Origin of the sequence: Actinopolyspora sabaoui (genome assembly GCF_051225635.1) — a bacterium.
In the GTDB taxonomy this organism is placed as follows: Bacteria; Actinomycetota; Actinomycetes; order Mycobacteriales; family Pseudonocardiaceae; genus Actinopolyspora.
On sequence record NZ_JBMIHH010000009.1, the window covers coordinates 46422 to 59430 of the forward strand.

Below are 13009 nucleotides of genomic sequence, written 5' to 3' on the forward strand. Positions count from 1 at the left end.
TGTCAATTGGAGTCTACGCGCCGTCGCGGGTGGGCTTCCACCCAGTACCCGTTCGGATGACATGAGTACGGACACCCGTGCCCGGTGGTTCCCCGCTCGAGGGGGCACGCGAGTTCGATCGCGGGATCCTCAGCCCGTCAACCTGGCCCCCGTGCGCGGGTCGAACAGGTGCAGCTCGTTCGGGTCCCGCGTCACCACCGAGACCCGTTCGCCCAGCGCGGGCGGCTCGCGACCGTCGATGCGCACCACCAGTCGCGTGTCGGAATCGGCCGTGTCCGGACGTGCGTGCACCAGCGCGTCCGCTCCCAGCTCCTCCACCAGTTCGACGGTCAGCTCCGCGCCGTCCCCGCCGGGGGAGCCGAGCTGTAACGACTCCGGACGCAAGCCCACCGTGACCTCCCCGAGGCCGCGCGCGGACGCCTCCGAAACCGTCTCGCGGGGCAGCGGCACGCTCTGTCCGTCGAAGCTCGCACCCCCCTCGGTGAGTCGTGCCGTACGCAGGTTCATGGCCGGGGAACCGATGAACCCGGCGACGAAGGAGTTGGCGGGCCGTTCGTAGAGTTCGCGCGGGGTGTCGACCTGCTGGAGCTTGCCGTCGGCCAGCACGGCCACCCGGTGCCCCATGGTCATCGCCTCCACCTGGTCGTGGGTCACGTAGACCGTCGTGGTGCCGAGCCGTCGCTGCAGTGCGGCGATGTTGGCCCTCGTCTCCACGCGCAGCTTCGCGTCCAGGTTGGACAGCGGCTCGTCCATCAGGAACACGCTCGGATCCCGCACGATCGCCCGGCCCATCGCGACTCGCTGGCGTTGCCCGCCGGACAGTTCCCGGGGCTTGCGGTCCAGGTACTCGCGCAGGTCGAGCATGTCGGCGGCCTGGGTGACCTTCTCCCGGATGACGTCCTTCTTCGTCTTGCGCAGCCGCAGCGCGAAACCCATGTTCTCGGCCACCGTCATGTGCGGGTAGAGCGCGTAGGACTGGAAGACCATCGCGATGTCCCGTGACTTGGGAGGAACGTTCGTGACGTCGTTTCCGCCGATGTGGATGGCACCCTCGTCGACGTCCTCCAGCCCGGCGACCATGCGGAGTGCCGTGGACTTGCCCGATCCGGAAGGGCCGACGAGCACGAGAAACTCGCCGTCACCGATCCGCAGGTCCAGTTCGTCCACCGCGCGAACCGGTTTCGTACCCGGGAACACCCGTGAAGCGCCGTCGTACGCGACCTCGGCCATGTGTGACACACCTTTCACCGAAGGATTGGTCTGGACAAATTATCCTTCGGTGGATCGTGCCGCCACCCCCGAATGTCGGAAAGAATTCGTTTTCCTCGCTCGGCCGGTTGTTCCGGTTAACCGGTTCTCCCTCTCGACGGGGGCGCGTCCGCCTCCCACGTTCAACCCTGGACCGCGGGAACGCGATACGGCGCGGCCCACCCTCGTCGCCCCCGTCACCAGGGGCGAGAGTGGGTGAGAGGTTCAGCCGAGCGGCTCCCCACGGCGAGGGAGTGGAAAACTTCGGCAAAATGGTTGTGGGATCTGGGTCATCAAAGCTTCACCCACACTTACTGAACCGTTACGGTTCCCGCATGGTGCGGTCTACGAATTCGAGGCGACCCGCGACACTGGCGTCGCTCGCCGCGGAACTCGGCGTTTCCCGGACTACGGTCTCCAACGCCTACAACCGTCCCGACCAACTTTCCCCGGAACTGCGCAAACGCGTACTCGACACCGCCCGCCGACTCGGTTATCCCGGTCCGGACCCGGTGGCACGCTCGCTGCGCACCCGCAAGGCGGGGGCGGTCGGACTGCTGCTCACCGAGAACCTCTCCTACGCGTTCCGGGACCCGGCGGCCGTCGGTTTCCTCGAAGGGCTCGCGTTGGCCTGTGAGGACGCCGACCACGGGCTGCTGCTGATACCCGCGAACCCGGAACACGAGGACGTGGCCTCGGTGCACAGCGCGGGGGTCGACGGTTTCGTGGTGTACTCCGTGCCCGACGACGACCCGCATCTGGCCGCTGTCATGGAACGTCCCGTTCCCACCGTGATCTGTGATCAACCCAGCCTGCCCGAGATCGACCGGGTGGGCATCGACGACGGCGCCGCCATCAAGGATCTGGCCAGGCATCTCATCGAGCTCGGCCACCGCAAGATCGGCGTGGTGTGCATGCGGTTGGCCCGCACCCGCAACGACGGACCGGCCTCCCCCGAACGGCAGTCCAGGGCCAACTTCCACGTGCAGCGTGCCAGGCTCACCGCGTTGTCCGAGGCGTTCGCCGAGGTCGGGGTGGACTGGGAGCAGGTTCCGGTCATCGAGCGTTTCGACCACACCACGGAGTCGGGGGGTTCGGCCGCCGCCCGTCTCATGGAGCTCGACCCGGAGATCACCGCGATCATCTGCACCTCCGACATCCTCGCGCTGGGCGCGCTCACCGAGGTCAGAAGGCAGGGCAGGCGGGTGCCGCAGGACATCACCATCACCGGCTTCGACGGGATCGACGACGCCGATCGGATGGATCTGACCACCGTGCGCCAGCCGGTGCTGGAGAAGGGCAGGGCAGCGGGCAGGCTGCTGCTGGATTCGGGCGAATCGACCGGGAAGCCGCGCGAGGTGCTGCTCGACACGCAACTCGTCACCGGTTCCACCGCGGGCTCGCCCCGCTCGGTGGAGGAGCGCTGGTTCGGGCCCTGACCCGTTCGCGGCAACCCCCGAGCTCGTTGCCGGGCGTTCGGCACGGTGGTGGCGGGCCCGCCCCGGAGTCCGCCCACCGAGCGGGGCGGGCTCCGGTCAGCTCCGCACCGAGTCGTTCTGTACCGAGTCCCCGCCTGCCGAACCGGTCACAGCTCCCTTGTCGAGCAGTTTGTAGGCGTTCCGCGAGACCATCAGCAGTTCCTCGGTGGGCAGCTGGGAGTCCGGGAGTTCACCGGCCGCGGTCTCGTAGGCGTCGTGCAGCTCGATCAGCGCGTTTCGCAGCAGCTCCGGATCGGGACGCCGCAGTTCGGTGAGCTCCCGGACCCGTGCCAGCGAGTTTCGCAACCTGGCCAGCCAGGCTCCGTGCGGGGCGAGCCAGGCCACCAGGACCGCCACCGCCGCACCGAGCAGGGTCGCCCACAGCCTGCTGCTGGCCAGCTGGGCCGGGCTGGCCTGGGTCATCATCCCGCTGACCAGTAGCGCCACCGGGGTGGCGAACAACAGTCCGAGCGCGTAGTTGACGGGCATGGTCGCCTCGACGGCCCACTGGAACGCGGCCAGCAGCAGGATGATCACCCACACCGCCGGATGCAACGACAGCAGCACCAGTCCGATCAACACACCCCCCACCGTTCCCGCGACACGTTGCAGCATTCGCGGTACCGAGCGCGAGGTGCTGGTGGCCTGCAGGACCGACACCGCCGAGACCCCGGCCCAGTAGATGTGTCCGGTGTCGAGCAGGTCGGCCAGGATGCCCGCCAGCAGCGCGGCGATGCCCACCCGCAGCGCGAACGGCACCAACCAGCTGCCGGAGCCCTTGCCCGGCCGCACCGCGGCCAGCAGTACTCCCCGGATCGTGCACCAGCGGGAGGGCGGTAGTGCCGGTGCGGCTGCCGACTCCTCGCGGGCGTAGCCCGGGGCGGCGGGGGATTTTCCCTCGCGGATCCTGGCGGCCGTCTCGCGCAGCGACCGGATCGTCTCGCTCGCCGCGCGCCCGGAGCTGCCCAGCACCTCGCAGATCTCGGTGGTCTGGATCAGCGCTTGGTGTTCCGCCGCGTCGCGTTGCTTTCCCCCCACCAGCGCCAGGCGTGTCCAGGCCGTCTCCACGGCCACCGCCGAGCGGTGCCTGGCGAGCACGTCGGAGCGGTTCGACAGGTAGGCGGCGGTGGCTTCCAGGGCGGCCGCCACCGCCCTGCGCTGCGGGCGCAGCCCGGCGGCCACGGCCTCCACGATGCAGACGAGCCAGGCGAACGCGCCGCTGACCGCGCAGACGGCCAATTGGGGCGCCACCTCGGCGGGAGTGAGGGGGAGGTTCGCGCAGGCGCCGGTGGCGAACGAGAAGATCAGCCCGCCCGGAGCGCCGAGTTTGACGGCCGTGGTGGCGGCGGTGGCCAATGCTCCGACCACGGCGGTGCCGGTCACCACCAGCAGTCGATGCTGCCACGGTGCCACGTCGGCCAGCGCGATCGCGTCGCCCAGCCCCACGGCGATCACCATTCCCGCCGCGACCGCCGCCAGCGAGCGGGTCTGGTTGCGGTACGGCTCGCTGCGGCAGTAGACGCTGGTCAGCGCGCCGAACACCGCTCCGGCGACCAGGTCCAGCCGGTCGAGTCCCAGCAGCACCAGCAGCGGTGTCAGTACCGACAGGAACGCGCGCAGCGCAGGCCATGCGAGGGGAACATGCCGGTTTATGTGAATGGTCTCACGCAAATGACGTGTCAGTATTGACGAAGACACGTTCTATCGTAATACACAAGTGTTTTACTAGTGAAGTAATGGTGGTATGAAACGTACGCCGGACATCATCAGCGCCGCACGCGGGCAGTGGAAGGAGCTCCAACCCGAGCTGGACACCTCCAGCATGGAGGTCGTCGGGCGGGTGCTCCGCGCGGGCGCGGTACTACGGCAACGACTGGACACCGTCCTCGGTGACGAAGGACTTAACCGGGCCGAGTTCGATCTGCTCTCCGCGCTGCGTCGCAGTGGGGAGCCGGTCACCCCGGGGAGGCTGAACAGCCTGATGGTCGCCTCCGGAGCGGCGACCACCAAACGGGTGAGGCAGCTGGCCGAACGTGGTCTCCTCGAACGCATCCGGGACCAGCACGACCGCCGCAGCGCGCGGGTACGGATCACCGAGCACGGTGCGGAACTCATCGACAGGGCTTTCGCCCGCAACCTCGAAGCCGAGCGCGAGCTGCTGGCCGGGATGAACACCAAACAGCGGGAGGCCGTCGCCGGTGGGCTGGCGGAACTGTTGCGCTCCCTGGAAGGCTACCCGGCGCCCGCGCCACCGGCGCAGCCCGACTGAGGATCTCCGCACGGGTGCCGCTGGAGATCGTTCGGCGGAACCCGCTCAGTAGTTCCGCCACGCCCCCCGCTCGTACCGCACGATTCTCGGATGCATCAGAGTGGATGGTTTCACCTCGGCGATCCGGTCCCGATCCGGCGGGAACACGGTCGCCGCGCGCAGTGTCCGCGCGTCCAGCGTGCGCAACTCCGGCACGTCCTCGGGCAGTCGCGGTGACGGCGCCGACTCCCCCGAAACCCCCAATTGGAATCCCCACTGGCCGAAGCTGGGAATGGGGCGGGAGTACGGCACGGTGGCCAGCCCCGCCTGCCGCATCGACGCCTCGACGCACCAGTAGGCCTCCGGCGCGAAGTACGGCGACCCGGCCTGCACGTTGACTCTGGCTCCTTCGGCCATCGAGCGGCGCACCAGCGAGTAGAACTCCGTGGAGTACAGCTTCGCGGTCTCGGTGGAGTCCGGATCCGGCATGTCCACCAGCACCGTGTCGTAGCGCCGCCGGTTGTCGCGCAGCCAGCTGAACGCGTCCGCCGCCACGGTGTTCACCCGGGGATCGTCGAAGGCGTGCTCGTTCAGCGAGGTCAGCCGCGGATCCTCGCGCCCCAACCGCAGCACCGCCGGGTCCAGCTCGACCAGGGTCACCCGCTCCACGCCCGGATAGCGCAGCACCTCGCGCAGCGCGAGGCCGTCACCGCCACCCAGGATCAGCACCTCGGAGTGATCGCCCACCATGGCCGGATGCACCAGCGCCTCGTGGTAGCGACGCTCGTCCACCGAGCTGAACTGCAGATCGCCGTTGAGGAACAGCCGGGTGTCGGTCCTGCCGGACAGCGATCTGGAACTGGTGAGCACGATCTCCTGGTACTTCGACCGCTCCGCGTGCACCACCGGATCGTCGTAGAGCGCCTGGCGCGCCGTCGTCTCGAACCGGCCGGACAGCGCGAACGCTCCGCCCAGCACCCCGCCGATCAACATCACCGCTACCGTCAGCAGCACGACGAGCCGCTTTCCCAGCTCGACGCGGTACACAGTCAGGATCAGCCCCAGACCGGCCGCCGCGTTGAGCAAGCCCACCAGCAGGGCGCCCCGAACCTGGCCCAGCAGCGGCAGCAGCAGGAACGGAAAGGCCAGCCCACCGATGAGGGCTCCCACGTAGTCCGCGGCGAACATGTCGGCCACCGCCGAGCCCGCCTCCTGCCGCCGGATCCGTTGCAGCAGCACCATCAGCAGCGGAATCTCCGCGCCGATCAGTGTACCCAGCACCAGCGAGGTCACGATCAGCATCGGCATGTACATGCTCAGCCACGCGAAGGCGGCGTACAGCCCGAGCACGCTGAGCCCGCCGAGCAGCGCCAGCACCAGCTCCACGGCCACGAAGGAGACCGCCGCCCAGCGTTGCAGCGGTTTGGCGAGCAACGCGCCGATGCCCATGGCGAACACCATCAGCGACAGCACGATGGAAGCCTGCCCCACACTGTTGCCGATCAGGTAACTGCCGAGCGCGACCAGCGCGAGTTCGTAGACCAGCCCACAGGCCGAACAGACGAACACCGCGAGCAGCACCGCGAACCGCGCCATGCCGGGGCGCCGGTACCGGTGCCGTCGCGTCGTCGCGGTGTCCTCGCCCGCTCCCTCCGGGGCGGAGTCGTCCGTCCCGTCGAGCTGGTCGTCCTGCGCGGTGCTGCTCATGGTGTTTCGCTGCTTTTCGACGGGGAGCGGTCGGTCACCAGATCGCCGCGGCGATGATCGTCGCGATCACCACGTGCGACGAGGCCGAGACCCAGGTTCCCGGGTGGATGGACTCGGTGGACAGCTCGTCACCGAGCTTTCCCGGCGTGATCGCGTCGATGAGCAGGAAGGACAGGCCCATCAGGATCAGACCGAGCAGGCCGTAGGCCAGCGTGCCGATCAGTCCGTACACCAGGTCGTTCGAGCTGGCGGCGATCGCGGTGGTGAGGATGATTCCCACACCGATGAGCCCGGACACCAGCAGGATGGCCGCGTTCGCGTTGCGGTGCACCCAGATGAGGTCGCGGAGCTTGCCCGGAGTGGCCAGGTCCACGAGCACGTAGCCGAGGACCATCAGTACGGCCCCGACGATGCCGTAGGCGATCGCCGCGGACAGGCCGAAGAGCAGTTCCTGGAACAACTGTTGCGCCTTTCGGGTCGGGATGTGAACGGATCACCGGTCACTGTTGTCGTGGGTCGTGGCCGGATCCTCGTGATCGGGTCCTCGTGGTCGGATTGTCGTGATCGGGTCACTGTTGTGGTGGCCACTGCCGGCCGGGAGATTGACCGGGTGGGGGAGGTTGCGGAGGTTGTTGCCCGGGTGGTGGTCCCTGCCCGGGAGGACCGCTCGGCGGTCCGTCCGATCCGTTCCCGCCCCGCTGCCGTACGACGCCCACGGTGCCGAGCACGATCCCCAGCACCGTGACGATTCCGAGCATCACCAGCCACACCCAGCGCCACAGCCCGGGAACCCCGGTGTCGGCACTCGGCAGCGGTTCCGCGGCGCGGGTCTCGGTCCGGCTCTCGGCCGGACGGGCGGGCAGCGATCCTTCCTGGGTCAGCAGCAGCGGCAACGCGATCGCGGCCTGGCCGGTGGTGTCCACCGGCGCATCGATGAACCGTTCGGCCGTGATGCCGAGCTCGGCGAAGTCCGAGTCGTACGGCAGGTCCATGTCCGAGTCGGGGGCCTGGGCCACCTCCAGGTCGACGGCGCTCCACTGCTCGCTGGTCGTCGAGGTGTAGGCCACAGTGGCCCTGACCTCGACCCACTTCTCGCAGGTGCTGGCCGGGGTGTTCGGTCCGCGACTCGACCCCTGGTCGTAGTCGCTCTCCGACAACTCCTCGTACGGGGAACTGTCCGAGGAGGACGACAAGTAGCCGTCGCTGCCGTCGATCAGTTTCCAGCCGAAGCAGATCCCGTAACGCTGCTCCTCCTCGGCGAGTTCCTCGGACAGCTGCCGGGACTCGGTTTCGGTGAACCCGGAGAGAGGCGCCCCCGAGTAGGTCTGCGACCGGACATATCTGCTGCTCTCATCGCCGTGGAACGACTCGGAACCGCCGTTTCCTCCTGTACCCAGGACTATCAGGGTGAGGACCAGGCCCGCGATCCCGAAGAACGCCAGCAGTCCGAGCGTCTTTCCGGTCTTGTTGTCGTTCGTTCCGCTGTTTCCCTCGCTCATTTGCCCGATCCCGGTCCGCCGCCCCGGAAGGTCTGCCCGTGAGGTCCGCCCCAGCCCCAGACACCGCCGACGACGTGGTGATAGTGGTTGTTGGCCTCGTCGAGCTCCATGACGTGGATGACCGAGCCCCGGTTACGCGGCTGCACGATCACGGCGTCGTCGCTGTAGCGCAGGTAGATGCCGCTGCCCTCCGCGTACTGCGAGACCGGCTCCCACGTGTCGGTGATGTCGTCGGCCACGGTGGACGGTTCGAGTTTCGAGGTGTAGGCCTTGTTGTCGTCGTCCCCCGGTTTGTCCAGCTGGACGGCCCTGGTGTAGTTCTTCGCCACGTAGGCCCGTGGCCCCGTGCCGGTCGAAAAGATCATGACCATCGCGATGAGCAGCGCCAGAAACGCCGTCATACCCGCGATGACGAACCAGAATTTCGGTTTCATCGCCTCGCCCGGTTCCTCCCGTCAGGCCGAAGCCGGATAGATACGCACGTCGTAGCGGGTGAGTTCCTCGCCAAGGGTGGCTTCCCAGTCGGCGCCGTCGAAGGACTCGAAACCGAGCATCGTGCCGTCGGAGGCTTCGTAGTCGTGGTAGCGCACGTTGCCGGCCTCGTCGAGCCCGGTGGTCGCCTCGCTGCTGAACCGTGCCGTGCCGGACTCCTCGGAACGGAACTCGCGTTCACCGAAGCCCAGTTTGGCCGGTCCCGGCGTCGGCACCTCGTCCGTCTCCACCGGTGTCCACTGGGTCAGGACCAGGTCGGGGTCCTCCTCGACTCCCAGCCACACCTGGGTCCCCTTGGCGTCGTCCAGCAGGTGTTCCGCCCAGCGCCAGCTGCCCTCCGACAGTCGCAGCGTTCCCCGCACCGTGTAGGACATTCCCCGGATCTCCACGATGTCGCCCGCGGTCAACGAGCGTGGATCCCCGCGCAGCGCGTCCTGGTCGGTGGTGTCGAACGGGTCCTTCGGCGCCCGTTCGTCGCGTCCGGAGCTGCTCTGCCCGGAACGCCGTCCCCGGAGCACCAGTGCGATCACGACCGCCACCAGTGCTACCAGCAGTATCAGGATCGGAAGGATCACGAATATGTTCAATCACGCCCCCTGAGCGATTCCCGAGCACCACCGGCCGATCGGTAGCGTATCGGTAATGGGGCGCGGTTGTCCGCCGTTCGGGCGAAATCTTGCGCTGCCACGTGTGAAGCTTGGCACAGCGGGGTTCCCAGTCGGCCTTCGGCGTAGGGCGGAACGGCCTCACCGTGCGGTCTCGTCGCTCTCCTGACCGGCTCCAGGTCGACACCGCTCCAGTACTCGCTGTCCGCCGCGGTGTAGGCCACTGGCACCCTTACCTCCACCCGGCCCTCGCAGGTTTCGGCCGGGTGGCCGGCCCACGAACGGAGCCCCGGTTGTAGTTTTCCCCCGCGTCCTCCCCACTGGACCCGGGTCTACTCATTTGCCCGACCCCGGTCCGCCGCCCCGGAAGTGCTGGCCGTGAGGTCCGCCCCAGCCCCAGACACCGCCGACGACGTGGGGATAGTGCTCGTAGGCCTCGTCGAGCTCCATGACGTGGATGACCGAGCCCTGCTCGCGGGCTCGCACCATCACGGCGTCCTCGCCGTAACGCAGGTAGACGCCACTGCTGTCGGTGTACCGCGATACGGGTTCCCAGGCGAGGGAGATGTCCTCGACCACATCGGTCGCCGAGTCGTCCGAGGTGTAGGCCCGGTTGTCCTCGTCGTCGGGTTTGTCCAACCGTTCGGCCCTGGTGTAGTGCTCGGCCACGTAGGCGCGTGGGCCCGTGCCGGTGGAGGAGATCATCGCTATCGCGACGATCAGCGCCACCACCGCCGTCACGCCGCCGAAAAGGAAACAGCCGCTCGGTCTCATGGTCCCGCCCCGGTTCCCGCTACTCGGATGATCCTCGCGAGAGTCGACGCGGGAAATCCCGGAGCGGTTCCGAAGCGAACCGGCGAGCGAGACGAACACCCCGGACGGAGCGCTACCCCAGCGGAACCGAAGCTCCCCCGTCCCGGTGGGTCACCGGCGGTGCGGCACCCTCACCCGTCATCGCCGGGAAGCCCCGCGGCGCCACTTCCGGAGCGTGGCACACCCGGAAGCGGTGCCGCGTCGGCCGAACGGTGGCGAAACGCGGCGAAACGCGTCCCGCCACCGGCGGTGTGAACTACCGTCGGCCGGTCGCCGGTCGGCTCATTCGTCCAACAGCTGGGCGCAGCGGATCAGCCCGAGGTGGGAGTAGGCCTGCGGATGGTTGCCCAGCGAGCGCTCCGCGATCGGGTCGTACTCCTCGGACAGCAGGCCGGTGGGGCCCGCGTTGTCCACGATCTGCTGGAACAGCTCCTCCGCCTCGGTGCGCCTGCCGGTCAGCAGGTAGGCCTCGATCAGCCAGGTGGCGCACAGATGGAACCCGCCTTCGTGGCCGGGCAACCCGTCGTCACGGCGGTAGCGGTACACCGTCGAACCGCTGCGCAGCTCCGATTCGATCGCCGTGACGGTGGCCCTGAACCGCTCGTCGCTCGGGTCGATCAGGCCGGAAAGGCCCACGTACAGCGAGGCCGCGTCCAGATCCGACCCCTCGTAGGCAGTGGTGAACGCCTGCACGTCCGGATGCCAGCCGTTCTTGAGCACATCCTCGGCGATCTGCTCGCGCAGCTGCGCCCACCCCGGCTCGGGCGTCCGGTCGTAGTGCGCCGCCAGCTTGAGCGCCCGATCGATCGTGACCCAGCACATCACCTTGGAGTAGACATGGTGCCTGGGAACGTCGCGTTCCTCCCAGATGCCGTGGTCGGGCTCGAACCAGCGCCAGGTCACGGCCTCCGCCATGCCTTTGACCAGTTCCCAGTCGGCGTCGCGCAGCTTGCCGTGCGCCAGTGCCAGGTCCGTGGCCAGCTCCACCACCGGCCCGAACACGTCCAGCTGCACCTGCTGGTCGGCCAGGTTGCCCACCCGCACCGGCCGGGAACCGGCGTAACCCGGCAGGCTGTCGATGACGGCCTCCGGGCCGAGCGTGCCACCGGCCAGCGAGTACAGCGGGTGCAGCCGTTCCGGACCGGGCAGGGTGTCCATCACCCGGTGCAGCCAGTCGAGGAAAGCCTCGGCCTCCTCGGTGGAACCCAGCGAGACCAGCGCGCGGGCGCTCATCGCCCCGTCCCGCAGCCAGCAGTAGCGGTAGTCCCAGTTGCGCACCCCACCGATCTCCTCCGGCAGGGAGGTGGTGGCCGCGGCCATGATCCCGCCGGTGTCGGTGTTGCAGAGCCCTCGCAGGGTCAGCGCCGAACGCACCACCAGGTCGGTTTCCACCTTCGGCAGTCGCAGCTGCTTCACCCACTCCGACCAGTACCGGTTCGCGCTCGACCGCCGCTCCGGTTCGGCGAGATCGGAGCCGGCCAGGGTTTCGGTGCCGCAGCGCAGTTCCAGCACCACCGGGGAATCCTCGGACAGGGTCAGCTCCGCGTGCGCGCTCTCGTGCATGCCGTCCGAAGTGATCTGCCACTTCACCGCGGGTGAGTACAGCACCATCGGTTCGGAGGTGCCATGCACCCGGATCCCCTCCGCTTCGGCGGTCATCCGCACCGGAACCTGACCGAACTCGGGGCGGGGCGCGAACTCCACCACGGCCTTGGTGCTGCCGCTGATCACCCGGATCAGGTCCGTGCGGTGGGAGTCGCCACCGTGCTCCAGGTAGTCGGTGACCAGCAACCGCGACCAACGGGTTTCCACGGTCATGGTGCCGGGAACGTAGCGCTGTCCCAGCGGCAGCGTGCTGCGCGGTGTGCCGTCGCTGTTCTCCGGCTGCGCGGGCAGCACCGAGAAGTGCCCGGCGCCCTGCCCACCCAGCAGATCGGCGAACACGGCGGCGGAGTCCGGCCCCGGGTGGCACATCCAGGTGACCCGGGCGTCCGGTGTCAACAGCGCCACCGTGCGCTCGTTGGCCAGCATCGACAGCCGTTCGATGGCGGGGGCCTGCTCGCCGTACAGCCAGGTGCGGCGTTCCTCCATGAGCAGGGCGAGCACTGTCGCCACCCCGGGGGTGTCCGGCACCCGGTAGTGGCCCAGCGTGTCACCCTCGCCGACCTTGATGCCCAGGTCCGGGCCGTGCAGTTTGCTGAAGACCTTCTCGTCGGTGACGTCGTCACCGAGGAAGATCGCCCCGGTGCAACCGACCTGGTGCCGCAACGCCTCGAAGGCGTTGCCCTTGTCGGTCTCCACCACGGCGAGCTCCATCACCGATTTGCCCTCGGTGACCTGCACGCCTTCCCAGGTGGCCGGTCCGGAGCGGACCGCGTCGAGAACGCTCTCGCTGACTTCGGGCTCCGCCCTGCGGACGTGCACGGCCACGCTGGCCGGTTTCGCCTCCAGCGTCACCCCCGGCTGACCGGCGGTGATCTCCTGCAGGCTGCGCTGCAGCTGAGTGCGCAGGTGCGTGGTGTCCGGGTCGAGTTCGTGCACGAAACCGACATCGAACTCGGAACCGTGACTGCCCACCAGGTGGACCTCGGCGGGCAGCCGGGACAGCGTGGCGAGGTCCCGCAGCGCCCTGCCCGAGATGACCGCGGCGGTCGTGGTGGGCAGCGCGGCCAGCGAACGCATCGCGTGTACCGATTCGGGTAGTGGTTTGGCCTGACTCGGATCCCCCACGATCGGGGCCAACGTGCCGTCGTAGTCGCAGGCGACCAGCAGGCGAGGTGTGCGCGCGAGCTGCACGATCGTGCGACGAAGCTCGGCGGGCAGGGCTTCGGCGGTCAACGCCACACTCCTGTTGAGGTCTCGGGATGGTCGGAACGCGGGGCCGAACACGGGCCGCGGGTGGTCGGCCCCACGAATCGT

11 protein-coding genes are annotated in these 13009 nt (G+C 68.6%); 2 read left to right on the forward strand and 9 right to left on the reverse strand.

Features of this window, described 5'->3' with window-relative positions:
* Positions 1-129: 129 nt before the first annotated feature.
* Positions 130-1230 carry an ABC transporter ATP-binding protein gene (locus ACOQFL_RS17140; RefSeq protein WP_435545192.1) on the reverse strand — a complete coding sequence of 367 codons (1101 nt, stop codon included), beginning with the start codon at positions 1228-1230 and terminating at the stop codon, positions 130-132.
* Positions 1231-1583: 353 nt separating this feature from the next.
* Here ACOQFL_RS17140 and ACOQFL_RS17145 point away from each other — a divergent pair, with 353 nt between their 5' ends.
* Positions 1584-2687 (forward strand): LacI family DNA-binding transcriptional regulator, encoded by a 1104-nt coding sequence (locus ACOQFL_RS17145; protein ID WP_435545193.1) that lies wholly within the window; start codon positions 1584-1586, stop codon positions 2685-2687.
* Between the two features lie 96 nt (positions 2688-2783).
* Here the strand turns inward: ACOQFL_RS17145 and ACOQFL_RS17150 are convergent, their stop codons facing one another.
* Positions 2784-4424 (reverse strand): FUSC family protein, encoded by a 1641-nt coding sequence (locus ACOQFL_RS17150; RefSeq protein ID WP_435545194.1) that lies wholly within the window; start codon positions 4422-4424, stop codon positions 2784-2786.
* A 46-nt stretch (positions 4425-4470) separates the two neighbouring features.
* Here ACOQFL_RS17150 and ACOQFL_RS17155 point away from each other — a divergent pair, with 46 nt between their 5' ends.
* Positions 4471-4995 carry a MarR family winged helix-turn-helix transcriptional regulator gene (locus ACOQFL_RS17155; protein WP_435545195.1) on the forward strand — a complete coding sequence of 175 codons (525 nt, stop codon included), beginning with the start codon at positions 4471-4473 and terminating at the stop codon, positions 4993-4995.
* 45 nt (positions 4996-5040) lie between these two features.
* Here ACOQFL_RS17155 and ACOQFL_RS17160 read toward each other — a convergent pair whose 3' ends face one another.
* From ACOQFL_RS17160 to otsB, 7 genes are all read right to left on the reverse strand, one after another.
* Positions 5041-6570: a polyamine aminopropyltransferase gene (locus ACOQFL_RS17160; RefSeq protein WP_435545361.1), complete on the reverse strand. Its 1530-nt coding sequence runs from the start codon at positions 6568-6570 to the stop codon at positions 5041-5043.
* A gap of 145 nt (positions 6571-6715) precedes the next feature.
* The gene (locus ACOQFL_RS17165; protein ID WP_435545196.1) at positions 6716-7141 is read right to left on the reverse strand and encodes a DUF350 domain-containing protein; all 426 of its coding nucleotides are present in this window, start codon (positions 7139-7141) and stop codon (positions 6716-6718) included.
* A gap of 109 nt (positions 7142-7250) precedes the next feature.
* Entirely contained in the window at positions 7251-8180 is a 930-nt protein-coding gene (locus ACOQFL_RS17170; protein WP_435545197.1) for a hypothetical protein, read from the reverse strand.
* A complete protein-coding gene (locus ACOQFL_RS17175) occupies positions 8177-8614 on the reverse strand; it encodes a DUF4247 domain-containing protein (protein ID WP_435545198.1) in 438 nt (145 codons plus the stop codon). Before ACOQFL_RS17175 ends, ACOQFL_RS17170 begins: the two co-directional genes overlap by 4 nt.
* A gap of 21 nt (positions 8615-8635) precedes the next feature.
* A complete protein-coding gene (locus tag ACOQFL_RS17180; protein WP_435545199.1) occupies positions 8636-9247 on the reverse strand; it encodes a DUF4178 domain-containing protein in 612 nt (203 codons plus the stop codon).
* A gap of 366 nt (positions 9248-9613) precedes the next feature.
* Positions 9614-10051: a DUF4247 domain-containing protein gene (locus ACOQFL_RS17185; RefSeq protein ID WP_435545200.1), complete on the reverse strand. Its 438-nt coding sequence runs from the start codon at positions 10049-10051 to the stop codon at positions 9614-9616.
* Positions 10052-10372: 321 nt separating this feature from the next.
* Positions 10373-12928, reverse strand: coding sequence for a trehalose-phosphatase (otsB, locus tag ACOQFL_RS17190; RefSeq protein ID WP_435545201.1), 2556 nt, complete (start codon positions 12926-12928; stop codon positions 10373-10375).
* Positions 12929-13009 lie beyond the last annotated feature (81 nt).

Coding starts and splice junctions, on each gene's coding strand:
- ACOQFL_RS17175 (WP_435545198.1), bottom strand. CDS start 8,614: ATGAAACCGAAATTCTGGTTCGTCATCGCGGGTATGACGGCGTTTCTG.
- ACOQFL_RS17160 (WP_435545361.1), bottom strand. CDS start 6,570: ATGGCGCGGTTCGCGGTGCTGCTCGCGGTGTTCGTCTGTTCGGCCTGT.
- ACOQFL_RS17145 (WP_435545193.1), top strand. CDS start 1,584: ATGGTGCGGTCTACGAATTCGAGGCGACCCGCGACACTGGCGTCGCTC.
- ACOQFL_RS17185 (WP_435545200.1), bottom strand. CDS start 10,051: ATGAGACCGAGCGGCTGTTTCCTTTTCGGCGGCGTGACGGCGGTGGTG.
- ACOQFL_RS17170 (WP_435545197.1), bottom strand. CDS start 8,180: ATGAGCGAGGGAAACAGCGGAACGAACGACAACAAGACCGGAAAGACG.
- ACOQFL_RS17140 (WP_435545192.1), bottom strand. CDS start 1,230: ATGGCCGAGGTCGCGTACGACGGCGCTTCACGGGTGTTCCCGGGTACG.
- ACOQFL_RS17155 (WP_435545195.1), top strand. CDS start 4,471: ATGAAACGTACGCCGGACATCATCAGCGCCGCACGCGGGCAGTGGAAG.